Annotated in this window: 17 protein-coding genes, 1 rRNA gene and 1 pseudogene; 9 read left to right on the top strand and 10 right to left on the bottom strand. The window is 73.9% G+C overall.

Annotated elements, in window-relative coordinates:
- The first annotated feature begins 9 nt into the window (after nucleotides 1-9).
- Together ACIRST_RS38650 and ACIRST_RS38645 are read left to right on the top strand one after the other, a co-directional pair.
- Nucleotides 10-4,572 (top strand): hypothetical protein, encoded by a 4,563-nt coding sequence (locus ACIRST_RS38650; RefSeq protein WP_402808768.1) that lies wholly within the window; start codon nucleotides 10-12, stop codon nucleotides 4,570-4,572.
- Between the two features lie 19 nt (nucleotides 4,573-4,591).
- On the top strand, nucleotides 4,592-5,368 hold the full coding sequence (locus ACIRST_RS38645) for a metallophosphoesterase (RefSeq protein ID WP_402808766.1): 777 nt from the start codon (nucleotides 4,592-4,594) through the stop codon (nucleotides 5,366-5,368).
- Between the two features lies 1 nt (nucleotide 5,369).
- Here the strand turns inward: ACIRST_RS38645 and ACIRST_RS38640 are convergent, their stop codons facing one another.
- Together ACIRST_RS38640 and ACIRST_RS38635 are read right to left on the bottom strand one after the other, a co-directional pair.
- The gene (locus tag ACIRST_RS38640) at nucleotides 5,370-5,828 is read right to left on the bottom strand and encodes a hypothetical protein (protein ID WP_402808763.1); all 459 of its coding nucleotides are present in this window, start codon (nucleotides 5,826-5,828) and stop codon (nucleotides 5,370-5,372) included.
- Nucleotides 5,829-6,005: 177 nt separating this feature from the next.
- Nucleotides 6,006-6,701, bottom strand: a complete 696-nt coding sequence (locus tag ACIRST_RS38635; protein WP_402808761.1) for a FadR/GntR family transcriptional regulator — start codon at nucleotides 6,699-6,701, stop codon at nucleotides 6,006-6,008.
- 149 nt (nucleotides 6,702-6,850) lie between these two features.
- Between ACIRST_RS38635 and ACIRST_RS38630 the strand changes: the two genes are divergently transcribed.
- Nucleotides 6,851-7,405, top strand: coding sequence for a gluconokinase (locus tag ACIRST_RS38630; protein ID WP_402808758.1), 555 nt, complete (start codon nucleotides 6,851-6,853; stop codon nucleotides 7,403-7,405).
- Nucleotides 7,402-8,796 (top strand): gluconate:H+ symporter, encoded by a 1,395-nt coding sequence (locus ACIRST_RS38625; protein ID WP_402808756.1) that lies wholly within the window; start codon nucleotides 7,402-7,404, stop codon nucleotides 8,794-8,796. Before ACIRST_RS38630 ends, ACIRST_RS38625 begins: the two co-directional genes overlap by 4 nt.
- A 118-nt stretch (nucleotides 8,797-8,914) precedes the next feature.
- Here the strand turns inward: ACIRST_RS38625 and ACIRST_RS38620 are convergent, their stop codons facing one another.
- The gene (locus tag ACIRST_RS38620; protein ID WP_350526300.1) at nucleotides 8,915-9,535 is read right to left on the bottom strand and encodes a TetR/AcrR family transcriptional regulator; all 621 of its coding nucleotides are present in this window, start codon (nucleotides 9,533-9,535) and stop codon (nucleotides 8,915-8,917) included.
- 89 nt (nucleotides 9,536-9,624) lie between these two features.
- On the opposite strand from ACIRST_RS38620, the gene ACIRST_RS38615 reads away from it, so the two are divergent.
- A complete protein-coding gene (locus ACIRST_RS38615) occupies nucleotides 9,625-10,845 on the top strand; it encodes an amidohydrolase family protein (protein ID WP_402808753.1) in 1,221 nt (406 codons plus the stop codon).
- 86 nt (nucleotides 10,846-10,931) lie between these two features.
- Here the strand turns inward: ACIRST_RS38615 and ACIRST_RS38610 are convergent, their stop codons facing one another.
- From ACIRST_RS38610 to mmuM, 5 genes are all read right to left on the bottom strand, one after another.
- The gene (locus ACIRST_RS38610) at nucleotides 10,932-12,527 is read right to left on the bottom strand and encodes an FAD-dependent oxidoreductase (RefSeq protein WP_402808750.1); all 1,596 of its coding nucleotides are present in this window, start codon (nucleotides 12,525-12,527) and stop codon (nucleotides 10,932-10,934) included.
- Nucleotides 12,528-12,700: 173 nt separating this feature from the next.
- Nucleotides 12,701-14,221, bottom strand: coding sequence for a glycerol kinase GlpK (gene glpK / locus ACIRST_RS38605; RefSeq protein ID WP_350526303.1), 1,521 nt, complete (start codon nucleotides 14,219-14,221; stop codon nucleotides 12,701-12,703).
- Nucleotides 14,222-14,353: 132 nt separating this feature from the next.
- Nucleotides 14,354-15,091, bottom strand: a complete 738-nt coding sequence (locus ACIRST_RS38600; RefSeq protein WP_396553072.1) for an MIP/aquaporin family protein — start codon at nucleotides 15,089-15,091, stop codon at nucleotides 14,354-14,356.
- A 285-nt stretch (nucleotides 15,092-15,376) separates the two neighbouring features.
- Nucleotides 15,377-16,141: an IclR family transcriptional regulator gene (locus tag ACIRST_RS38595; protein ID WP_350526305.1), complete on the bottom strand. Its 765-nt coding sequence runs from the start codon at nucleotides 16,139-16,141 to the stop codon at nucleotides 15,377-15,379.
- A gap of 119 nt (nucleotides 16,142-16,260) precedes the next feature.
- Nucleotides 16,261-17,205 (bottom strand): homocysteine S-methyltransferase, encoded by a 945-nt coding sequence (gene mmuM, locus ACIRST_RS38590; RefSeq protein WP_402808746.1) that lies wholly within the window; start codon nucleotides 17,203-17,205, stop codon nucleotides 16,261-16,263.
- A gap of 162 nt (nucleotides 17,206-17,367) precedes the next feature.
- Between mmuM and ACIRST_RS38585 the strand changes: the two are divergent.
- The 3 genes and pseudogenes from ACIRST_RS38585 to ACIRST_RS38575 all read left to right on the top strand — a co-directional run bounded on the left by ACIRST_RS38585 (nucleotide 17,368) and on the right by ACIRST_RS38575 (nucleotide 21,229).
- Nucleotides 17,368-18,464: pseudogene (locus tag ACIRST_RS38585) on the top strand (NUDIX hydrolase).
- 50 nt (nucleotides 18,465-18,514) lie between these two features.
- Nucleotides 18,515-19,063: an NUDIX domain-containing protein gene (locus tag ACIRST_RS38580; protein ID WP_350526308.1), complete on the top strand. Its 549-nt coding sequence runs from the start codon at nucleotides 18,515-18,517 to the stop codon at nucleotides 19,061-19,063.
- A gap of 45 nt (nucleotides 19,064-19,108) precedes the next feature.
- Nucleotides 19,109-21,229, top strand: coding sequence for an acetoacetate--CoA ligase (locus ACIRST_RS38575; RefSeq protein WP_402808743.1), 2,121 nt, complete (start codon nucleotides 19,109-19,111; stop codon nucleotides 21,227-21,229).
- A gap of 78 nt (nucleotides 21,230-21,307) precedes the next feature.
- Here ACIRST_RS38575 and ptsP read toward each other — a convergent pair whose 3' ends face one another.
- Together ptsP and ACIRST_RS38565 are read right to left on the bottom strand one after the other, a co-directional pair.
- Nucleotides 21,308-22,978 carry a phosphoenolpyruvate--protein phosphotransferase gene (ptsP, locus tag ACIRST_RS38570; protein WP_402808740.1) on the bottom strand — a complete coding sequence of 557 codons (1,671 nt, stop codon included), beginning with the start codon at nucleotides 22,976-22,978 and terminating at the stop codon, nucleotides 21,308-21,310.
- Between the two features lie 101 nt (nucleotides 22,979-23,079).
- Complete coding sequence (locus tag ACIRST_RS38565) at nucleotides 23,080-23,529, bottom strand: PTS glucose transporter subunit IIA (protein ID WP_396553065.1); 450 nt, start codon at nucleotides 23,527-23,529, stop codon at nucleotides 23,080-23,082.
- 671 nt (nucleotides 23,530-24,200) lie between these two features.
- Between ACIRST_RS38565 and ACIRST_RS38560 the strand changes: the two genes are divergently transcribed.
- Nucleotides 24,201-24,293 (top strand): 16S ribosomal RNA (locus tag ACIRST_RS38560); the annotation flags it as partial.

Raw genomic sequence — 24,293 nt, 5'->3', positions numbered from 1 at the left:
CCGCCGCACATGTACGAGCTCAACCGGGTCCGCCTCTACTCGATCGGACCGGCCGGCGCCCGCTACGCCGACACGGTGCTCGACCTGCGCGGCGTCGGCGAGCCCGTCGCCGACCCCGCCCCGCAGCAGATCGGCCTGTTCGGCGAGGACATCGACGGCCCGGTCCGCCGCCCCGCCCCCGCTGGCGTGCTCTTCCTGGAGAACGGCGGCGGCAAGTCCGTCCTGCTCAAGCTGATCTTCTCGGTCATGCTCCCCGGCCACCGCAACACCCTCGGCGGCGCCAGCTCCGGCGTGCTGCGCAAGTTCCTGCTCGCCGACGACTGCGGCCACGTCGCCCTGGAGTGGCAGCACACCGTCACCGGCGAACTGATCGTGGTCGGCAAGGTCAGCGAGTGGCGCGGCCGCCAGGTCTCCTCCGACCCGCGCAAGTTCGCCGAGACCTGGTACTCCTTCCGCCCCGGCCCCGGCCTCACCCTCGACTCCCTGCCGGTCGCCGAGCGGGTCAGCCTGGCCGGCGACCAGAAGGCCCGCGGCCGCCGCCGCACCATGAAGGGCTTCCGCGACGCCCTCACCGAGGCCGGCAAGGCCCACCCGCACCTCGACCTGGTCTTCGAGGACGGCCACGACCGCTGGACCGAGCACCTCGGCGAACTCGGCCTCGACCCCGAACTCTTCCGCTACCAGCGCGAGATGAACGCCGACGAGGGCGAAGCCGCCGGCCTCTTCGCGGTCAAGCACGACAGCGACTTCACCGACCTCCTGCTGCGCGCCGTCACCGACACCCGGGACACCGACGGCCTCGCCGACCTCGTCCACGGCTTCGCCGCCAAGCTCGGCCGCCGCGCCGAACTCACCGCCGAACGCGACTTCACCGCCGGCTCGCTCGACCTGCTGGAGCGCATCGCCGAGGCCACCACCGCCCGCGAGACCGTCCGCGAGGCCCACCGCACCGCCGAGCGCCGCACCCGCCGCCTCGCCCACGCGCTCGCCTCCCGGGCCGGCGCCGAACGCGACCGCGCCCAGGACCTCGCCATCGAGGTCGCCGCCGCCGCGAGCGCCGTCACCGCCGCCGAGTCCGACCGCACCCGGCACACCCTCATCACCGAGGAACTCACCTACCGGCACGCCACCCTCAGCCTCGCCGCGGCCACCGCCGAAGCCGCCGCGCTGCGCCGCGAGCTGATCGACGCCCGCACCCTGCACGCCGCCTGGCAGGCCGCCGAAGCGGTGCTGCGCCAGCGCGCCGCCGCCGACCGGGTCACCCGGGTCGCCGCCGCCATCCGCGAGGCCGAGCTGGACGCCGCACCGGCGCTCGCCGCCCGCGCCCTCGCCGCGACCGCCCTCGCCCGCGCCCTGGAGGCCGCCGCCGCGGCCGCCGAGTCCCGCGCCGACACCGAGGAGCAGCGCGCGGGCGAACTCCAGGAGGACGGCGCCAAGGCGCAGTCCGGCGCCACCGAGGCCGCCACCGCCGCCCAGAAGGCCCGCAGCGAGGCCGAGCACCTGCGCCAGCGCCTCGCCGAGGTCGAGCAGGAGACCGAAGCCGCCGTCACGGCCGGCTTCATCGACGCCGACGGCGATGTGGACCCGGCCCGCGCCGCGCTGCACGCCGCCGACGTCGAGAAGGCCGCCACCGCCGCGCTCGCCCAGGCCCGTACGGCCGCCGAAGCCTGCGCCGCCCGGCTGCGCGAGGCCGCCGCCGCCACCTCGCGCGCCGAACTCGCCGCCGAGCGCGCGGGCGACGCCCGCAAGGCCGCCGCCCGGGCCCTGGCCGGCGAGCAGCGCACCGCCGCCCTGCTCGCCACCGAGCAGCGCCTCGCCGACCTGCTCTCCCTCACCCCCTACCAGGAGGACGCCGAGGAGGACGCCGGCTTCCTCACCCCCGCGCTCCTCGACCGCAACGCCGAGTACCTGCGCGAACTCCTCGACGAGGCCATCGCCACCGCCGAGCGCACCCTGTTCGACCTGCGGACGGCCGCCGCCGACGACTCCCGCATCCTCGCCGCCCTCGGCGACGGCGGCCTGCTGCCGCCCGGCCCGGACGTCCTCGCCACCGTCGAGTACCTCGCCGAGCACGGCATCCCGGCCCTGCCCGGCTGGCGCTACCTCGCCCAGTCCGTCGACCCGGCCGACCACGACGCGATCCTCGCCGCCCGGCCCGAACTCGTCGACGGCGTCGTGGTCACCGACCCGTCCTCGCTGGAGCGCGCCCGCGAGGCCCTGCAGTCCGCCGCCCTGCTGCCGCGCTCCACCGTGGCCGTCGGCGCCGCCGCCTCCCTGATCGCGCCCATCACCGACGAGCCCGCGTTCTTCCTCGTGCCGCCGAACCCGGCCATGCACGACGAGTCCGCCGCCGACGGCGAGCGCCGTGAGCTGCGCGCCCGGGCGAGCGCCCGCGAGGAGCACATCCGCGAACTCGCCGGCCGCCTCGGCGCCGACCGCGCCCTCGCCGCCCGCCTCGCCTCCTGGCACGCCAGCTGCCCGCCCGGCACCCTCGCCGAACTCGCCGCCGCCGCGGAGGCCGCCCGCGAGCACGCCGAGCAGTCCGCCGCCGCCCTGGCCACCCTGCGCGCCGACCACGACGAGGCCGAGACCGACCACGTCGCCGCGGCCTCCGCCCACGAGGAGCACCGCGAGGCCGCCCAGCGCGCCCGCCGCCGCGCCGACGCGCTCTCCGGCCTCGCCTTCCGCCTGCGCGAGCGCTCCAACTGGGCCCGCCGCCAGCGCGAACTCGCCGAGGACGCCGCCGAGTGCGACCGCCGCCAGGCCCTGTGCGCCGACCGCGCCCGCACCTGCGACGAGGACCGCCGCGCCGCCCAGCGCGCCGCCGACGACGCCCGCCGCACGACCCGCGCGCTGCGCGCCGAACGCGCCGAGATCCCCGCCGCCGAGCAGACCGACGACCCGGCCGACACCGCCCCCGCCGCGCTGCCCGCCCTGCGCGAGGCCTACCGCGCCGCCTCCCAGCTGTACGAGAAGGTCGGCGTCGGCGCCGACCTGCGCGCCGAACAGGCCCGCGCCGAGGGCGACGAGGCCGCCGCCGCGGCCGAACTCGACCGCCTCACCAACAAGGTGCGCACCCGCGCCGAGGAGCTCCTCGGCAGCCCCGACGGCGCCGACGGCCCGGCCCGCCAGGCCGCCGCCGCCCGCGCCGAGGAACTGGTCGCCACCATCGAGGCCCGCTCCGCCGCCGCCAGCGAGCAGCTCGGCCGCCTGCGCGGCGACGCCGAGCGTTCCGCGCCCGGCGACGGCGAGGCGCACACCGAGCTGCCCGAGGACCTCGTCCCCGCCGACCCGGAGCACGCCCAGGCCCTGCTGCGCACCGCCACCAGCCGCCTCGCCGAACGCCGGGAGGCCCTGGACGCCGCCCGCACCGCGCACGCCGACCTGCAGCGCACCTTCGACACCGCCCAGTCCGCCGCCGCCGACTTCGACGAGCTGGCCGGCCAGCTGCGCGACGGCCTGCGCGACCACCAGGAGGACCCGGACGACCCGGTCGAGCCGTACCTCGGCTCCCTCGCCGAGGCGCGCAACGGCGCCGCCGACGCCCGCCGCGGCCTGCGCACCGCCTCCGGCGAGCTGTCCAGCGCCGAACTCGCCGTACGCGACGCCGCCGACGCCCTCGTCCGGCACGCCAACGCCGCCCGCTACGAGGCCGTCCGCACCCCCGCCCGCCAGCAGATCCGCGAACTGCCCGCCTCGGCGCTGCCGGAGCACGCCGCCGCCTGGGCCGCCGCCTTCGCGCCCCGACTGCGCGTGCTCACCGACGAACTCGCCCAGCTGGAGAAGAACCGCGGCTCGATCGTGGACCGCCTGCGCGGCCTGGTCGAGTCCTCGCTCACCACCCTGCGCGCCGCCCAGCGGCTGTCCCGGCTGCCCGAGGGCCTGGGGGAGTGGTCCGGCCAGGAGTTCCTCCGGATCCGCTTCGAGGACCCGGACCACGCCACCCTGGTCGAGCGCCTCGGCGAGGTCATCGACGAGGCCACCCGCGCCGCCGTCAGGAAGAACAGCGATCTGCGCCGCGACGGCATGTCCCTGCTGCTGCGCGGGGTCGCCGCCGCGATCGGCCCCAAGGGCGTCAGCGTCGAGATCCTCAAGCCGGACGCGGTACTGCGCGCCGAGCGGGTCGGCGTCGGCCAGATGTCCGACGTGTTCTCCGGTGGGCAGCTGCTCACCGCCGCCATCGCGCTGTACTGCACGATGGCCGCGCTGCGCGCCAACGACCGCGGCCAGTCCCAGCTGCGGCACGCCGGCACGCTGTTCCTGGACAACCCGATCGGCCGTGCCAACGCCACCTACCTGCTGGAGCTCCAGCGCGCCGTCGCCGACGCGCTCGGCGTCCAGCTCATCTACACCACCGGCCTGTTCGACACCACCGCGCTCGCCGAGTTCCCCCTGGTGATCCGCCTGCGCAACGACGCCGACCTGCGGGCCGGCCTCAAGTACATCTCGGTCGAGGAGCACCTGCGCCCCGGCCTGCCCGCCGCCCAGGACCCGGACGGCCCGACCATCCACGGCGAGATCACCGCCACCCGGATGTTCAAGCGCCCTGCGGAGGTTCCCGCCCAGCCGTGAACTGGCTAGCGTGATCGGCATGCTGACGATCGCGCACCTCAGTGACATCCACCTCGGACAGGACCACCGCCGGGACCGCGGCAAGCGGGCCCGGCGGCGGGCCGAGCAGGTGATGGCGTACCTCGACGCCCTGCCCGGCCCGCTGGACGCGGTGCTGGCCACCGGGGACCTCGCCGACCACGGCCTGCCCGCCGAGTACGAGCAGGTGGCCGAGGTGCTGAGCTCCCGGCACCCGGTGCTCACCTGCCCGGGCAACCACGACTCACGGGCGCCGTACCGGGAGGTGCTGCTCGGCGAGGCGCCGGGGGAGGGGCGCGGGGCGGGCCCGGTCAACCGGCTGCACGAACTCCCCGGCGCCGACGTGCTGATGCTCGACTCGTCGATACCCGGGCAGCACGACGGCCTGCTGGACGACGAGACGCTGGACTGGCTGGACACCCGACTCGCGGAGGGGCGCACCGGGTTGCCCGCCCTGGTGGCCTTCCACCACCCGCCGGTCGAGCTGCACATGCCGATGGTCGACGGGATCCGGCAGTTCGGCGAGGTGCGCCTGGCACGGGTGCTGCGCCGGCACCCCCGGGTGGCCGCCCTGCTCTGCGGTCACTCCCACACCCCCGCCGCGACCACCTTCGCCGGGCTGCCGCTGCTGGTCGCGCCCGGCGTGGTCTCCACCATCACCCTGCCCTGCGAGGGCGGGCGCGGCATCTCCTTCGACCACCCGCCGATGCTCGCCTTCCACGTCCTGGACGAGGACGCCAGGATCACCACCCACTACCGGGTCGTCCCGGTCGACTGAGTCACGGCCGCGGTGCCGACACCCGTGGCTGGTGCGGCGGTTGTTGCGGCCGCTGCTGGTAGGGCTGCTGGTACACCGACTGGTGGGGCTGCTGGTAAGGCTGCTGGTAGACCGACTGGCTCGGCTGCGGCGGGGCCGACGAGCCGGGCCGGGGGAACGGCCGGGCGGCCAACGGCTCGGGCGGCACCCTGCTGCCCGCCATCGGGTGCGCGGATCCGGGCGTCCGCATCCGCTGCGAGGCGACCTGACGGGAGATCAGGATCTCCAGCAGGCACCACATGGTGGCGAACACCCCGAGCCCCATGGCCATCAGCGCGGGTGTCAGCATCCAACTGCCCGCGTACGAGGCCAACGTCGCGACGACCACGCCCACCAGGGTGAAGGCGAGGGACAGCACCGCCCGGACTGCGGCGGCGCGCACCTCGTCGGGCAGGCGGCGACGGCGGCGTGGCACGGACATCGGGCGACCCCCAGGCGCGGACATCGATGACGGGTGCGGACCGGGCGCACACGAAATGCGCCCCCCGAGGCTCACTCTGCCCCGCCGAACCGGGACTATGCGTCCGAAACCACCGAACTGGCCTCAAAACATGCCATCCGGGAAACGGCCGCGAGGGGGCCCGGCCCACCCGCGCGCTCAGCCCAGCTGCTGGTTGAGCTCCTCCAGCGCGCCCGTGACGATCGTCCGCATCGCCTGCTCGGCCTCCTCGGCGTGGCCCGAACAGATCGCGTCGGCGACCTCGCGGTGCAGCCGGATCGCGTACGGCTCCGGCTGATGGGGCATCAGATGGTACTCGGTCCGCCCGGTGAGCACCGCCCCCACGGTGTCCCCGAGGTGGGCGAACATCTCGTTGCCGGAGGCGCGCAGCACCAGGGCGTGGAAGGCGATGTCGTGCCGGAGGAAGGTGGTCAGGTCGGCGTCGCGCGCGGCGACCGTCAACTCCACGGCCAGCGAGCTGAGTTCACGCCGGTCGTCATCGGTGGCGTGGGTCGCGGCGAGTGCCGCCGCAGCGGGTTCGACGGCCATCCGCAGCGAACCGAGCGAGCGCAGCTGGGCGGGTCGGTCGGCCCCGGCCAGGCGCCAGCGGATCACGATCGGATCGAAGACGTCCCAGAGCGACTTCGGCAGCACAGTGATCCCGACCCGTCGCCGGGACGCCACCATGCGCATGCCCTCCAGGACCCGCACCGCCTCCCGGACGACCGTGCGGGACACCCCGAACCGCTGCTCCAGTTCCTCGCCGCGCAGCACCGAACCCTCGGGAAGCTCCCCGGACGCGATCGCCGGCCCGAGCTCGTCAAGCAGCCGCCCGGGCAGCCCCTGGATCTCCATCCGCCCAGCCTAGACGTTCGACCCGAGGGCGGCCGCGCCGCCCTGCGACCCAGCCCACACCGTAAAAGTATGACGATTTGGTTTCCGCCACTTGAATACGTCATATCTTTGAGGCGATAGTGGCGGCCAGGAAACGAAGGAGCACCACCATGGCTCTCAGCGTCGAGAACCACGACCGCCCCACGGCTCCCCTCACCGTCGTGGTGATGGGCGTCTCGGGCGTCGGCAAGACCACCCTGGCCCGCATGCTGGCGGACCGCCTCGGCCTCCCCTTCGCCGAGGCGGACGACTTCCATCCGGCGGCCAACATCGCCAAGATGTCGGCCGGCATCCCGCTGGACGACGAGGACCGCGCCCCCTGGCTGCGCGCCATCGGCGCCTGGCTCAAGGAGCGGACCGAGGACGGCACCGGCGGCGTGGTCACCTGCTCGGCGCTGAAGCACCGCTATCGCGACAACCTGCGCGCGGCCTGCCCGGGCGCCTTCTTCCTGCACCTCAGCGGTGGCCACGGGCTGGTCGAGGGCCGGCTCAACCACCGCACCGGCCACTTCATGCCGTCGTCGCTGCTCGACTCGCAGTACGCCACCCTGGAGCCCCTGGGGGCGGACGAGCGCGGCGCGGTCCTGGACGTCGGCCCGTCCCCCGAAGAACTCGTCGAGATGGCTGCGGCGCTGCTGCGGCCCGTCAATGGAGACCTCGCGTGAGAACTGCCCCCACCCTGCTGGCGGCCGCCCCACCGGCCCTGGCGCACACCAGTAGCGACTCCCAGTTGCTGGTCGCGGTGCTGCTCAGCATCGGTGCGATCGTCGTACTGATCACCAAGCTGAAGCTGCACCCGTTCCTCGCCCTCACGCTCGGCTCCGGCCTGCTGGCCGCCGTCGCGGGCGCTCCGTTCGACAAGCTGCTCAACAGCTTCTCCACGGGCTTCGGCGCCACCGTGGCCGGCGTCGGCCTGCTGATCGGCCTCGGCGCGATGCTCGGCAAGCTGCTCGCCGACTCCGGCGGCGCGAACATCATCGCGGACACCGTGCTCTCCCGCACCGGCGCCAAGGCGCTGCCCTGGGCGATGGCGCTGATCGCGGCCGTACTCGGCCTGCCGCTGTTCTTCGAGGTCGGCGTCGTCCTGCTGATCCCGATCGCGCTGCTGGTCGCCCGCCGCGGCAACGTGCCGCTGATGCGGGTCGGCATACCGGCCCTGGCCGGCCTCTCGGTGCTGCACGGCCTGGTGCCCCCGCACCCCGGTCCGCTGGTCGCCGTCGACGCCCTGAAGGCCGACCTCGGCATCACCCTGGCCCTCGGCCTGCTGATCGCCGTGCCGACGCTGGTCATCGCCGGCCCGCTGTTCGCGCGGGTCGCCGAGCGCTGGGTCGGCCCGCTGGAGATCCCGGCCGCCACCGCCCCCGAGGAGACGGCCGAGCACGACCGCACCCCGTCCTTCGGCGCGGTGCTGGCGACCATCCTGCTGCCGGTCGTCCTGATGCTCGGCAAGGCGCTGGCCGACGTGGTGATCGACGACCCGAAGGCCATGGCCCAGCGGGTGTTCGACTTCATCGGCTCCCCGCTGATCGCCCTGCTCGCCGCGACCCTGCTCGGCATGCTGACCCTCGGCCGGGCGGCCGGCTTCGACAAGGCCCGGATCTCCGAGACCGTCGGCAAGTCCCTCGGCCCGATCGCGGGCATCGTGTTCATCGTCGGCGCGGGCGGCGGGTTCAAGCAGACCCTGATCGACGTGGGCGTCGGCAACGCGGTGAGCGAGTGGTCGAGCGAGTGGCACATCTCGGCACTGCTGCTGGGCTGGCTGATCGCCGTGCTGATCCGCCTGGCCACCGGCTCGGCGACGGTCGCCACGATCACCGCGGCGGGCATCGTCTCCCCGCTCGCGGCGAACCTGTCCTCGACCCACGCGGCCCTGCTGGTGCTCGCGATCGGGGCCGGCTCGCTGTTCTTCTCGCACGTCAACGACGCCGGCTTCTGGCTGGTGAAGGAGTACTTCGGGATGAGCGTCGGGCAGACGCTGAAGTCCTGGTCGGTCATGGAGACGGTGATCTCGGTCGTCGCCATCGCCCTGATCCTGCCGTTGAGCCTGGTCGTCTAGCGGCCGGTCCGGTTCCACCACAGCCGCAGGCCACAGGCCGCGCCCGCGCGCCGCAGCCGCCGCAGCACCGCCGAGGGGCGGCACCCGTGACCGTACGGGTGCCGCCCCTCGGCGTTCCTCAGCCCAGCAGTCCCGACAGCACCGCCGCCGTCGCCTCCAGCAGGTCCTCCGCGACCACCCCGCCCGCCGCCGTACGGGCCAGCAGCCCCTCCCGGGCGGCCAGGATCACCAGCGCGGCCTGCCCGGCGCTCACGCCCGGGGGCACCAGCTCCGGCAGCGCCCGCTCCAGGACGTCGGCCAGCGCCCCGGCGACCGCCCGGTCGTGCGCGGCGACCTGCTCGGCCAGCGCCTCCGTCCGGGCCGCGACCAGGCGGAACTCCAGGAACAGCAGGATCCATCCGCTCTCCGCGGGCTCGACCCGCAGCAGCGCCCCGACCAGCCGCCGGGCCCGTTCCTGCGGAGCCAACTCCTCGCAGGCGGTGGCGAGTTGCTCCAGCTCGGCCATCCGCAGTGCCGCCTGGTCGTCGAAGAGCGCCAGCAGCAGGTCCTCCTTGCTGCCGAAGTTCGAGTAGAAGGCGCCGCGGGTGTAGCCGGCGGCGGCGCAGACGTCCTCGATGCTCGTCCGCGCGAAGCCGACGGTGAGGAACAGCTCGCTCGCCGCGGCCAGCAGTCGGGCCCGGGTGTGGACGCGGCGGCGGGGCGGTCGGGGAGCGGTGGTATCGGCGGGGGGTGGGTTCACAGGAGAACGATACATGGTGTATTCAGTACGAGTCGTATTCAATACGACCCGTACTGAACCTGTCGCCGTACCCGAGGGGGACCACCGCCGTGAGCCGACTGCTGATCACCAACGCCCACCTGCTCCACCCCGAGGACGGAACCCGCACCGACCTCGGCTGGCTGGAGGCCGCCGACGGCCGGATCGCCGCCACCGGAACCGGCCGCCCACCCGCCGCGAGCGAGGGCGTCCGGGTGGTCGACGCCGGCGGCGCCACCGTGCTGCCGGGCCTGATCGACGCCCACGTCCACCTGCTGGTCACCACGCTCGACCTGCACGACGTCGCCGACTGGACCCCGGGCTACGCGACCGTCCGCGCCCTCGCCGAGGCCGAGCGCATGCTGCGCCGCGGCTTCACCACCGTCCGCGACGTCGGCGGCGCCGACCACGGCATGGCCCGAGCCCTGGCCGAGGGCCTGGCGCTCGGCCCCCGGCTGCTGCACGGCGGCAAGGCGCTGTCCCAGACCGGCGGCCACGGGGACCTGCGCCCGCTCGGCGACGACGCCCTGCCCTGTTGCGAGTCCCGGCCGAACTTCGGCCGGATCGCCGACGGCGTGGACGCCGTCCGGGCCGCCGCCCGGGACGAGTTCCGCAAGGGCGCGCGCCACCTCAAGGTGCTGCTCTCCGGCGGCGTCGCCTCCCCGCACGACGAGATCGCCGCCGTCCAGTACAGCGAGGAGGAGATCCGCGCCGCCGTCGAGGAGGCGGAGAACCACAACCGCTACGTCACCGTGCACGCCTACCACCCGCGCGCGATCGACCGCGCCCTGCGGGCCGGGGTGCGCTGCGTCGAGCACGGCAACCTGCTGGACGACGCCACGATCGCCCTGCTGCTGGAGAAGGACGCCTTCCTCGTCCCGACCCTCGTCGCCTACGAGCAGACCGCCAAGCTGGGCGCGGCCTCCGGCCTGCCGCCCGCCTCCGTCGGCAAGCTCGCCGAGGTCCGCGACCGGGGCCTCGACGCCCTGGAGCGCGCCCACCGGGCGGGCGTCAACCTCGTCTACGGCAGTGACCTGCTCGGTCCGCTGCACCCCGCCCAGCTGGAGGAGTTCACCCTCCGCGCGCAGGTCCAGCCGGCCGCGGACGTGCTGCGCTCGGCGACCACCACGGCGGCCCGGCTGCTCGGCATGGCGGGGGAGATCGGCACCCTCGCGCCCGGCGCCCACGCCGACCTGCTCGTCGTCGACGGCGACCCGCTGGCCGACCTCTCCGTCCTCACCCGCCCGGAGCGGCACCTCAGGCACGTGGTGAAGGCCGGCGCGCCGATCTGACCCCACGCCCGCGCAATGTCCGGCAGGAACGACGACGGGCGGGCGCCCGGGGAAACCCCGAACGCCCGCCCTTCGTACGACAGTCGTTACTTGCCGGCCCGCTTCGCGAGGAAGGCGTCGACCTCGTCCCGGATCTCCGGGGTGTCCAGACCGCGCACCGTCATCGTGGTGCGGCGGCGCAGCACGTCGTCCGCCGTGTACGCCCACTCGTTGTCGGCCGCGTACGCGACCTGCGCCCAGACGTCCGGCCCGTCCTGGTGGATCGGCCTGCCGAGCTCCGGGTTCTCGTCGATCATGCGGGCGATGTCGAAGGACAGCGTGCCGTAGTGGCTGGCCAGGTGCTTGGCGACCAGCGGCTCCATCCGGGAGCCCGGCTCGCGGTCGATCAGCAGGCGGTGGGCCACCGCGTTCGGCGCGCCGACGCCCGGCAGCGGGACGGTCGGGGCGATCGGGGACATGTCCTCGGCGAGGCCGGTGCCGGGCACGTGGGCCAGCTTCTCCAGCACCGCGCGGCCGATGTGCCGGTAGGTGGTCCACTTGCCGCCGGAGACCGACAGCATGCCGCCGCGGCCCTCGGTGACGACGGTCTCGCGCTTGGCGGCGGCGGTGTCGCCCGGGCCGCCCGGCAGCACGCGCAGGCCGGCGAAGGAGTAGGTGACCAGGTCGCGGTCGAGGTGCTCGTCGCGGATCGCGTGCGCGGCCTCGCCCATGATCTGGTCGATGTCCGCGTCGGTGGCCCGGACGTCCTGCGGGTCGCCGGTGTACTCCTCGTCGGTGGTGCCGAGGAGGACGTGGTCCTCCCACGGGATGGCGAAGGAGACGCGGTACTTGTCGATCGGGATGGTCAGCGCGGCGCGCCACGGCGAGCGGCGCTTGACCACGACGTGGGCGCCCTTGGAGAGGCGGATCGACGGCGCGGCGCCGGCGTCCTCCATCTTGCGCAGGTGGTCGACCCACGGGCCGGTGGCGTTGAGCACCAGGCGGGCGTCGACGCCGAACTCGGTGCCGTCCAGGCGGTCGCGCAGCTCGGCGCCGGTGACCCGGCTGCCGGTGAAGCGCAGGCCGGTGACCTCGGCGTGGTTGAGCACCACGGCGCCGGCGTCGACCGCGGCGCGCACGGTCATCACCGCGACGCGCGAGTCGTTCATCTGGTGGTCGCCGTAGACGGCCACCGAGCGCAGGCCCTCGGTGCGCAGCGCGGGCACCTGCTGGGCGGCGTGCGCGGCGGTGGAGACCCGGCCCATGCCGTCGCGGAAGGCGGACAGCGCCGAGTACAGGAAGACGCCGGCGCCGAGCTTGGCGGCGCCGTGCGGGCCGCCCTTGTAGACCGGCACGAAGAAGGTCAGCGGGTTGACCAGGTGCGGGGCGACGTCGGTGGAGAGCGCGCGGCGCTCCTTGTGGTTCTCCGCGACGAGCTTGACCGCGCCGGTCTGCAGGTAGCGCAGACCGCCGTGGACGAGCTTGGAGGAGGCGCTGGAGGTGGCGCCGGCGAAGTCGCCGGCGTCGACCATGGCGACCTTCAGGCCGGCCTGGGACGCGGTCCAGGCGACGGCCGTGCCGAGGATGCCGCCCCCGATCACCAGCAGGTCGTAGGTGGCCTTGCCGAGCAGTTCGCGGGTCTCGGCGCGGGAGGCGGTGCGGCCGGCGGTGCGCTCGGCGCCCAGGGTCGGGATGGTTGCCATGGTGATTGTGTACGGCGCGCGGGTCGGGCGCGCCGTTACTCCTCTCGTGTGCGGTGCGGCCCCTGCGGGAGGGACCGGTCGGCCCGGTGCGGCGGGCCGGTGAAACGCGGTGACACCCGCTGCCGGAACAGCGGGCGGCCGGCCGGGGCCAGCGGCCCCGACCGGCTCGTCGGTCAGTTGTTCTCTTCCTCCTCCACCCAGCCCATGGTGCGCTCCACGGCCTTGAGCCACTTCTTGTACTCGCGCTCCCGGGTGGCCTCGTCCATGCGCGGGGTCCACTCGGCGGCGCGGTGCCAGTTGGCCCGCAGGGTGTCGAGGTCGTTCCAGAAGCCGACGGCGAGACCCGCCGCGTAGGCGGCGCCGAGGGCGGTGGTCTCGGCCACGTACGGGCGCTCGACCGGGGCGTCCAGGACGTCGGCGATGTTCTGCATGAGCAGGTTGTTGCTGGTCATGCCGCCGTCGACCTTGAGGGCGGTGAGCTCGACCCCGGAGTCCTTCTGCATGGCGTCGACGACCTCGCGGGTCTGCCAGGCGGTGGCCTCCAGGACGGCCCGGGCCAGGTGGCCCTTGGTGACGTACCGGGTCAGACCGGCGATCACACCGCGGGCGTCGGAGCGCCAGTACGGGGCGAACAGGCCGGAGAAGGCCGGGACGAAGTAGGCGCCGCCGTTGTCCTCGACCGTGTTGGCGAGGGTCTCGATCTCGGCGGCGGTGGAGATGATGCCGAGCTGGTCGCGCAGCCACTGGACGAGCGAGCCGGTGACGGCGATCGAGCCTTCCAGGGCGTACACCGGGGCCTGGTCGCCGATCCGGTAGCCGACGGTGGTCAGCAGGCCGTGGTACGAGTTGACGATCTTCTCGCCGGTGTTCAGCAGCAGGAAGGTGCCGGTGCCGTAGGTGGACTTGGCCTCGCCCTCGTTGAAGCAGGTCTGGCCGAACAGCGCGGCCTGCTGGTCGCCGAGCGCGGAGGCGACCGGGACGCCGGCCAGGTCGCCGACGGCCTCGCCGTACACCTCGGCGGAGGAGCGGATCTCCGGCAGGACGGCCATCGGCACGCCCATGGACTCGGCGATGCTCTCGTCCCAGGCGAGGGTCTTGAGGTTCATCAGCATGGTGCGGCTGGCGTTGGTCACGTCGGTGACGTGCTTGCCGCCGTCGACACCGCCGGTGAGGTTCCAGATCACCCAGGTGTCCATGGTGCCGAACAGGATGTCGCCGGCCTCGGCGCGCTCGCGCAGGCCCTCGACGTTGTCCAGCAGCCAGCGGATCTTCGGGCCGGCGAAGTAGCTGGCCAGCGGGAGGCCGGTCTCGCGGCGGAAGCGGTCCTGGCCGACGTTGCGGCCGAGCTCGCGGCACAGCCCCTCGGTACGGGTGTCCTGCCACACCAGCGCGTTGTGCACCGGCTCACCGGTGTTCTTGTCCCACAGGACGGTGGTCTCGCGCTGGTTGGTGATGCCGATGGCGCGGATGTCGTCCTTGGTCAGGCCGGCCTTCTCCAGCGCACCGCGCACGACCGACTGCACCCGGGTCCAGATCTCGGCGGCGTCGTGCTCGACGTAGCCCGGCTGGGGGAAGATCTGGCGGTGCTCCTGCTGGTCGACGGAGACGATCCGGCCGTCGGCGCCGAAGATGATGCAGCGGCTGGAGGTGGTGCCCTGGTCGATCGCGGCGATGTAGTTACCGGTGGAGGTCATGGGGAGGGTCCTCGGCTCGGGTTGAGGGGTACGGGGTGGGTGGGCCTGACACGCTTCTCGGTCAGTCCCCGTGTTCGGCGGGGTCCACTCTGCTGTTCGGCGGGGAGCCTTCAGAAGAGGGCGTCGTGCCGCTTAGAAGAGGGCGTTGTAGACGCCGCCGGCCGCGAGGCCGCCGATGACCGGGCCGACGACCGGGACCCAGGCGTACGACCAGTCGGAGCCGCCCTTCTTCGGGATCGGCAGCAGGGCGTGGGCGATGCGCGGGCCGAGGTCACGGGCCGGGTTGATCGCGTAGCCGGTCGGGCCGCCCAGCGAGAGGCCGATGCCGACGACGGTGAAGGCGACCATCAGGGTGCCGGTGCCGGACTGCGAGAGGCCGGCGTTGGTGCCGATGGTGAGGATCGCGAAGCAGAGCACGAAGGTGCCGATGACTTCGGTGAGCACGTTCTGGAACGGGTTCCGGATCTCGGGCCCGGTCGAGAAGATGCCGAGGGTGGGCTCCTCGTTGGCGTTGAACTGGCCGAGGTAGGTCGCCCAGACGAGGACGGCGCCGATGATCGCGCCGAGCATCTGCGAGCCGATGTAGAGCGGCACCTGGCTCCACTCGCCGCTCTTGACCGCGAGCGCGAGGGTGACGGCGGGGTTGAGGTGCGCGCCGGACTTCGGAGCCGACATGTAAGCGGCGATGAGGACCGCGAATCCCCAGCCGAAGGTGATCGCCAGCCAGCCGGCGTTGATCGCCTTCGACTTCTTGAGGGTCACGGCGGCGCAGACGCCGCCGCCGAGAAGTATCAGGGCGGCGGTGCCGAGGGTTTCGCCGACGAAGACGTCGCCGTTGGAGAACGCGGACACAAAGACTCCCTTGTCCATATGGCCCGGAGGTGCGGGTGGGGGTGGGCGGCCGGGTCGATCGCTGTGCGGGTGAGCGCGCTGTGGGAGTGATCTCCCGGCCATCGTTCGACAATGTCGACCGTCATGCGGAAGCTTCCTCCCCAGGTCGCCTCCACGTCAAGGCAGGGTTACGCAGCTGTGACCCTTGTCCCCGCCCGTCCCCAGAAGTTACCGAGCGGAGCGCCCCGAAACGGGGCAAAACGCCAAGGCGCGGACAGGCCGACCGCCCGTCCGCGCCTCAGCGTGACGAAATGAATGTGTCCCTCAGAACCGGCCGGCGCCCAGGTCGCGCGAGATCGCGCGCGCCGCACTGCGCACCGAGGCCACCAGCGAGGGCTTCACGAAGCCGTCCTCGCAGACCCGTTCGACCGGCCCGCTGATGCACACCGCACCCACCGGATTGCGCCGCCGGTCCTGGATCAGCGCGCCGATCGAGGCCACGCCCTCCCAGGTCTCCTCGATCGAGTCCGCCCAGCCGCGCTCGCGGATCAGCGCGCACTCGGCGTCCACGTCCGCCGCCTCGGTGAGCGTGCGCACGGTGTACGACTCGTACGGACCGTCGCCCAACTCCCCCCGCGCGACGGGGTCGTAGGCCACCAGCATCTTGCCCAGCGCGGTGCTGTGCAGCGGCTGCATCGAGCCGACCTCCAGCACTTGCCGGGTGTCGTCCGGCCGGAACACGTGGTGCACGATCAGCACGCCCTGCTGGTGCAGCACCCCCAGGTAGACCGTCTCCCCGGCCGCCCGGGCCAGGTCGTCGGCCCACACCAGGGCCCGCGCCCGCAGCTCGTGCACGTCCAGGTAGCTCTGCCCCAGCCGCAGCAGCTCGGCGCCCAGCTGGTACTTGCCGCTCTCCGGGTCCTGCTCGACGAACCCCTCCTGCTGCAGCGTGCGCAGGATGCCGTGCGCCGTGCCCTTGGCCAGGTCCAGTGCCGTCGCGACCTCGGACAGGCCCAGGCGGCGCTCACCGCCGGCCAGCAGTCGCATGATCGCGGCGGCCCGGGAAAGCGACTGGATCGGGCCGGGCATGAGAACCTCCGCGCTGACAGGCGGTCGACAATGTCGACCACAGTGGTGACGGCACGAGTCTGCCAGGCCGTGCTGACTCCGTGCACCTTCCCCCTCGGTAACCCGCCCTCGGCCGGGTGTTAACCTTCCGCGCCGCTCGACGGCCCCCGGCGCACCGCCACCTCCGCCGCGAGCGCCGCGATCCCGTCCGGTCCGACCCGGCAGCAGCCGCCCACCAACCGGGCCCCGTCCGCGAGCCAGCCGCCCACCCGGGCCGAGCGGAAGGTCGCCTCGCCGCGCCAGCCCCGGCACGCGGCGTCCCACTGCTCCCCGCTGTTGGGGTAGACCACCACCGGCTTCCCGGTCACGTCGGCGGCCACCGCCACCGCCCGGTCCGCGTCCCGCGGCGTGCAGCAGTTGACGCCCACCGCCAGCACCTCGTCCACCTCCGCCGCGAGCGCGAACGCCTCCGCCAGCGGCTGCCCGGCCCGGGTCCGGCCGCCCTCGACGCTGTACGACAGCCAGGCCGGCACCCCCAGCCCGCGCACCAGCTCCAGCAGCGCCCGCGCCTCGTCCGCGTCCGGCACCGTCTCCAGCGCCAGCACGTCCGGCCGAGCCGCCGCCAGCACCTCCAGCCGGGGCCGGTGGAAGGCCACCAGCTCGGCGACGCCCAGCCCGTAGCGGCCCCGGTACTCCGAACCGTCCGCCAGCACCGCCCCGTACGGGCCCACCGACGCCGCCACGAAGCGCCGCCGCCCGCCCGGCTCGGCCCGCGCCGCCTCCCGGGCCAGCTCCACACTGCTCGCCAGCAGGCGGGCCGCCTCCGCCCGGCCGATGCCGCGGTGCGCGAAGCCCTCGAAGCTCGCCTGGTAGCTCGCCGTGATGGCGACGTCCGCGCCGGCCTCGAAGTACGCCCGGTGCGCCGCCACCACCGCCGCCGGTTCGTCCGCCAGCAGCCGCGCCGACCACAGCTCGTCCGAGAGGTCGTGCCCCGCCGCCGCCAGCTGGTTCGACATCCCGCCGTCCAGCACCAACGGACCGGCGGCCAGCGCCGCGGCGAAGTCCGGCGGGGGAGCAGTGGGCATGTCGGCCTCCTCGGGCGCGGTCGTTGCTGGTCACAGCCTAGAAGGCGGACGCCCCGGCCGACCGGGAAAACCATTTGCCGCCGGGGAACGCAATCGCTACGTTGTGCTCATTCCGAGAACGACACGACCGATCAGCGGAGCGAGCACGGAGAGGGCAGGGCGATGGCAGCGGACGACCGGCCCGGCAGCGGGCCCGCGGCCGAGCAGGAATGGCTCGCCGCGTACGACCCGCGCGCCTACGCCCCCATCGCCGTCACCGTCGACGTCGTCGCCCTGACCCTGCGCGACGGCCTCCTGCACGTCCTGCTCGTCGAGCGCGGCGCCCCGCCCCACCAGGGCTGCTGGGCGCTGCCCGGCGGCTTCCTGCGGGCCGGCGAGGAGGGCCTGGACGAGGCCGCGGCCCGCGAACTCGCCGAGGAGACGGGCCTGCAGGGCGCCGCCGACGCCGAGGCCAGGCTCTGCCGGCTCCACCTGGAGCAGCTCGGCACCTACGGCGCGCCCGAGCGGGACCCGCGGATGCACGTCGTCTCCGTCGCCTACCTCGCCTTCGCACCGGACCTCCCCGACCCCCGGGCCGGGACGGACGCCGCGGCCGCCGCCTGGCACCCCGTCCGCGACCTGGACCTCCGGCCCAGCGGCCGGTCCCGAGCCGCCGGGGGGGGGGGGGGGGGCGCCCCCCCCGGGGGGGGGGGCGGGGGGGGCGCGCCGGCCCCCCCCCCCCCCCCCCCGCCCCCCCCGGGCCCCCCGGCCCCGGGGGGGGGCCCCCCGCGGCGCGCCCCCCCCCCCCCCCCGGGGGGGGGGGGGGCGGGGGCCCCCCCGCCACCACTGCGCTCACGCTGGCGTTCGACCACGCCCGGATCCTCGCCGACGGGCTCGACCGGGTCCGCGCCAAACTCGAATACAGCCCGCTGGCCACGGCCTTCCTGCCCCACGACTTCACCATCCCCGACCTCCGCGCCGTCTACGAGGCGGTCTGGGACGAGAAGCTGCACCCCGGCAACTTCCACCGCAAGGTCCTCTCCGTCCCCGGCTTCGTCGAGAGCACCGGCAGCACCACCCAGCGCGGCGGCACCCGCGGCGGCCCCCGCGCCCGCACCTACCACGCCGGCGGCGCCGCCCTGCTGCACCCCGCCCTGCTCCGTCCCACCCGCGAGGACCAGCCCGGCGACGGGCCGTCCGGCGAGAGCCCCTCCGGCGAGGGCCCGACCGGCGAGGGCCCCACCGGTGAGAGCCCGACCGGGGCGATCCCACCGCACTGATTCACCGGACACCCCCGGATCCCCGTCGGCCACCGGGCTACCATCCGGCCATGACCACCGACGAAGCGACCCAGACCGTCCACCGGCCCTTCTCCCACTGCCACTTCTGCGGCACGCCCTACCCGCCCGACACCCGCGCCTGGCCCCGCACCTGCCCCGGCTGCGCCGAGATCAGCTACCGCAACCCGCTGCCGGTCGCGGTCACCGTCCTCCCCGTCACCCGGCCCGACGCCGACCCGGCCCTCGTCGTCATCCGCCGCACCATCGAACCCGGCTACGGCGAACTCGCCTTCCCCGGCGGCTACATGGACTACGGCGAGAGCTGGCAGCAGGCCTGCGTCCGCGAACTGCACGAAGAGACCGGCATCGCGGCCGACCCCACCGAGGTCACCCTGATCCACACCGCCTCCGACCCCAACGGACGCTTCGTGATGCTCTGCGGCCTGCTCCCCGCCCGCCCGCTCGCCGAGCTCCCGCCCTCGCGCCCCACCGACGAGACCGAAGGCTGGCTGCTCGCCACCGCCGACACGCCGCTGGTCTGGGACTTCCACAACGGCATCCTGCGCCGCTGGTTCAGCGGGGAGTTCACCCCCCGCTGACCACCCGACCGCCCGCCGGCCGACCCTGGCGCGACGGCCGCTCACATGGCATGGTCTGCACCGACAGCCCAACCGGACGGGTCTGCCACAAGCCCTCCCGTCCCCACCACCGGCCGGGAGACCACCACCGTGAGCACCCCACCCCAGGACCAGCCGCTCTGGCGCCCCGCCCCCGCTCGCGCCGCCGCCACCAGCCTGGTGGCCTTCCAGGCCTGGGCCGCCGAACACCACGGCGCCCCGGCCGCCCCGCTCGCCCCCGCCGCCGACGACCGGCAGGCCGCCGAGCGCTACGCCGACCTGCACGCCTGGTCCACCGAGGACCTCGACCGGTTCTGGGCAGCGGTCACCCAGTGGTTCGACGTCCGCTTCGCCCAGGCCCCCGAGGCCGTCCTCGCCGACCCGGCCATGCCCGGCGCCCGCTGGTTCCCCGGCGCCCGCCTCAACTACGCCGAGCACGCCCTGCGCGCCGCCGAGCCCGGCCCCGACGGAGCGAAGGGGCCCAACGCCGACCGCCCCGCGATCCTCCACCTCGACGAGACCACCGAGCAGCCCGTCGTTCTCACCTGGGGCGAACTCCGCCGCCAGGTCGGCTCCCTCGCCGCCGCCCTGCGCGCCCGCGGCATCGGCCCCGGCGACCGCGTCGGCGCCTACCTGCCCAACATCCCGCAGGCCGCCGTCGCCCTCCTCGCCACCGCCGCCGTCGGCGCGATCTGGACCAGCTGCGCCCCCGACTTCGGCGCCCGCAGCGTCCTCGACCGCCTCCAGCAGATCGAGCCCGCCGTCCTCTTCGCCGTCGACGGCTACCACTACGGCGGCAAGGACCACGACCGCACCGAGGTCGTCGCCGAACTGCGGCGCGAACTCCCGAGCCTGCGCACCGTCGTCCACGTCCCGCTGCTCGGCGGCCCCGCCCCCGAGGGCGCGCTGACCTGGGACGACCTGGTCGCCGACGACGTGGAGCCGGTCTTCGAGCCGGTCCCCTTCGACCACCCGCTCTGGGTCCTCTACTCCTCCGGCACCACCGGCCTGCCCAAGGCCATCGTCCAGAGCCAGGGCGGCATCCTGCTCGAACACCTCAAGCAGGCCGGCCTCCACCTCGACCTCGGCCCCCAGGACCGCTTCCTCTGGTACACCTCGACCGGCTGGATGATGTGGAACTTCCTGCTGGCCGGCCTCCTCGTCGGGTCCACGATCGTCACCTACGACGGCAGCCCCGGCCACCCCGACACCGGCGCCCTCTGGTCCGTCGCCGCCCGCACCGGCGCGACCGTCCTCGGCACCTCCGCCGCCTACGTGATCGCCAGCCGCAAGGCCGAACTCCACCCCGGCCGCGACCTCGACCTCTCCGCCGTGCGCTGCATCGGCACCACCGGCTCCCCGCTTCCGCCGGACGGCTTCCGCTGGATCTACGACGAGGTCAAGGCGGACGTCTGGCTCGCCTCCGTCAGCGGCGGCACCGACGTCTGCTCCTGCTTCGTCGGCGGTGTCCCCACCCTCCCGGTGTACCTCGGCGAGATCCAGGCCCCCTGCCTCGGCGCCGCCGTCGAGTCCTGGGACGTCCAGGGCAAGCCGCTCACCGACGCGGTCGGCGAACTCGTCGTCACCAAGCCCATCCCCTCCATGCCCACCGGCTTCTGGAACGACCCCGAGGGCACCCGCTACCACGACAGCTACTTCGACACCTACCCCGGCGTCTGGCGCCACGGCGACTGGATCACCGTCACCTCCCGGGGCACCGTCGTCATCCACGGCCGCTCCGACTCCACCCTCAACCGCCAGGGCGTCCGGATGGGCTCCTCGGACATCTACGAGGTGGTCGAGCGCCTCCCCGAGATCGCCGAGTCCCTGGTCATCGGCCTGGAGGAGCCCGACGGCGGCTACTGGATGCCGCTGTTCGTCGTCCTCGCCCCCGGCGCCGAGCTGAACGACGACCTCATCGGCCGCATCCGCACCTCGCTGCGCACCGAACTCTCCCCGCGCCACGTCCCCGACGAGGTCATCACCGTCCGCGGCCTCCCGCACACCCTCACCGGCAAGCGGATCGAGGTCCCGGTCAAGCGCATCCTCGCCGGCACCCCGCTGGAGCAGGCCGTCAACCCCGGCTCCGTCGACAACGTCGAGCACCTGCGCTACTTCGAGCAGCTCCGCCTCGACCGCCAGGCCTGACCCCGACGCACACGAGGAAGGGGCGCCCCCACCGCCGTGGTGGGAGCGCCCCTTCCTCGTCCGTCCTGTCGCCGCGGCCTACTCGCCGGACAGCACCTGCTGCGCGGCGGCCCGCGCCTCGTCGGCGCTGTCCGCGGCCCGGGCCGCCTCGGCCGCCCGCCGGCACTGCGCCAGCGTGTACTTGGCCAGCGCGGTCCGCACGTACGGGATCGACGCCGAGCCCATCGAGAGGCTGGTGACGCCCAGGCCGGTCAGCACCACGGCCAGCAGCGGGTCGGAGGCCGCCTCGCCGCAGACGCCGCAGCTCTTGCCGCTCACCCGCGCGGCCTCGGCCGCCGCGGCGATCAGGTCCAGGAGCGCCGGCTGCCACGGGTCCTGCAGCCGCGCCAGCGCACCGGCCTGGCGGTCGGCCGCGAAGGTGTACTGCGCCAGGTCGTTGGTCCCCAGCGACAGGAACTCGACCTCCTGCAGGATCGCCCGGGCCCGCAGCGCGGCCGACGGGATCTCCACCATCGCCCCGAACTTGGCCTGCAGCCCGGCCTCGCGGCACGCGGTCGCGAAGTCCCTGGCGTCCTTGCGGTCGGCCACCATCGGGGCCATCACCTCAAGGTGCACCGGCAGACCCTCGGCCGCCGTGGCCAGCGCCCGCAGCTGGGTGCGCAGCACCTCGGGGTGCTCCAGGAGGGTTCGCAGACCGCGCACGCCGAGCGCCGGGTTCGGCTCGTCCGCCGGGGTCAGGAAGTCCAGCGGCTTGTCCGCGCCCGCGTCGAGCACCCGGACCACGACCCGGCCCTCGGGGAAGGCCTCCAGCACCTTGCGGTACGCCTCGATCTGCTTCTCCTCGCCGGGAGCCTTCGCCGAGTCGTCCAGGAACAGGAACTCGGTACGGAACAGGCCGACGCCCTCGGCACCGTTCTCCAGCGCGGCCGGCACGTCCGCCGGGCCACCCACGTTGGCCAGCAGCGGGACGCGGTGCCCGTCGGAGGTCTGCCCCGGGCCGGAGGAGGCGGCCAGCGCGGCCTTGCGCTCGGCGGCGATCGCCCGCAGCTCGTCCTGCTTCTCCTGCGACGGCTCCAGCAGCACGTCACCGGAGCTGCCGTCCACCGCGACGACGGTGCCTTCGGCGACATCGGTGGCACCGGGCAGCGCCACGACGGCCGGCACGCCCATCGCCCGCGCCAGGATGGCGCTGTGGCTGGTCGGCCCGCCCTCTTCGGTCACGAACCCGAGCACCAGCGTCGGGTCCAGCAGCGCGGTGTCGGCCGGCGCGAGGTCCCGCGCGAACAGCACGTACGGCTCGTCGCTGTCCGGCACACCCGGCATCGGCACGCCGAGCAGCCGGGCCACGATCCGGTTCCGCACGTCGTCCAGGTCGGCGACCCGACCGGCCAGGTACTCCCCGGCGGAGGCGAGCAGCGCACGGTAGGCGGCGAACGCGTCGTAGACACCGCGCTCGGCGCTGCTGCCGACGGCGATCCGGCGGGACACGTCGGCCATCAGCTCCGGGTCCTGCGCCATCAGCGCCTGGGCCTCCAGAACGGCCTGCGCCTCGCCGCCCGCCAGGTTGCCGCGCGCGATCAGGTCGGCGGCGACCGCGTCCACGGCGGCCTGGGCACGCGCCTGCTCCCGCGGGGCGTCCTCGGTCGGGATCCGCGTGGCCGGGGGCTCCAGCACCGCCGTTCCCATGTGCCGCACCTGGCCGATCGCGACCCCGTGGCTGACACCCACGCCGCGCAGTGTCTTCTCCATCTACCTGTCTCCGCTGAGAGGAGCGGCCCCGCCGGGAACCGCTGAGTGCCGGGCCGCCCCGTCACTTCCTGCGGGGCGGGTGTGTGTCCGTGGTCGAGAGGTCAGCTCCAGCTGAACAGGGCGTCGCCGGACGCGGCCTCGCCGTCCTCCCGGAGGCCTCCGAGCGAGTCCGGAGCGGCCTCCAGTGCGACGATCGGCGAGATCGGCGACTTGCCGGCGGCCTCCACGGCGGCCGGGTCCCACTTGATGACGGCCTGGCCGCGGGTCACCGTGTCGCCCTTGTTGACGAGCAGTTCGAAGCCCTCGCCGTTGAGCTGGACGGTGTCGATCCCGAGGTGGGTCAGCACCCCGTGGCCCTCGGCGTCCACGACGACGAAGGCGTGCGGGTGCATGGAGACGACGACCCCGTCCACCGGCGCGACCGCCTCGGTGGGCCGACGGACCGGGTCGATCGCGGTACCGGGACCGACCATCGCGCCCGAGAACACCGGGTCGGGCACGCCGGCGAGCCCGACGACCCGACCGGTCAGCGGTGACGTCACAGTGGTCATGGTTGTGCCTCCCAAGTGCGCAGTACAGCGAGCGGCCGCGAGGAGCGGCACGACGATCAGCTGAAGCCTAAATCATGTCAACTTCGGACATCTGTCGACATTCCAGGGCGAACAACCCGCCCTCCGCCCACCTACCGGCCGGCGTCCCACCGGCCCGCGAGTGGTCTAGTCCTCTCGGCCGATGCGCCGCACTCTACAGGCATCTTGGCGAATCGGGACCATTGCTGTATATGCTCGCGAGAGCAACAAATCATGCCGCCACCCGGGTGACACCGGGCGCGCCTCGATTCGCGCTCCGGACACCGACCCGCTATGGTTGGTCGAGTCGCCGCAACTCGGCGGTTAACTCCAGATTTCAGATGTGAAAAGCCCCGGTAAACGGAGCGGAAAACGTCTGATAAGCTGGAAACACGAAAGAACGAAGCCCGGAGGGTCCGCTGGAAGGCGGTCCGAAGGAAGCGTCCGTTCCTTGAGAACTCAACAGCGTGCCAAAAGTCAACGCCAGATATGTTGACATCCCCGGCCTCGATCGTTTGATCGGGGTTGGAGATTCCTTTTGAAATAAACACTAGCGAGGACGCAGTGCGCGGGGCCGCCCTATTCCGGTGGTTGCCGTGCCGCTCAACGCGGGTGTGGACCGGCGCTCTTAATTGGGTACTGCCGGGAAAGCATTCACGGAGAGTTTGATCCTGGCTCAGGACGAACGCTGGCGGCGTGCTTAACACATGCAAGTCGAACGGTGAAGCCCTTCGGGGTGGATCAGT

This window comes from Kitasatospora sp. NPDC101447, from assembly GCF_044767225.1.
In the GTDB taxonomy this organism is placed as follows: Bacteria; Actinomycetota; Actinomycetes; order Streptomycetales; family Streptomycetaceae; genus Kitasatospora.
Note: the sequence above shows the minus strand (reverse complement) of the source record. Positions and strands in the feature narration are given on the sequence as shown.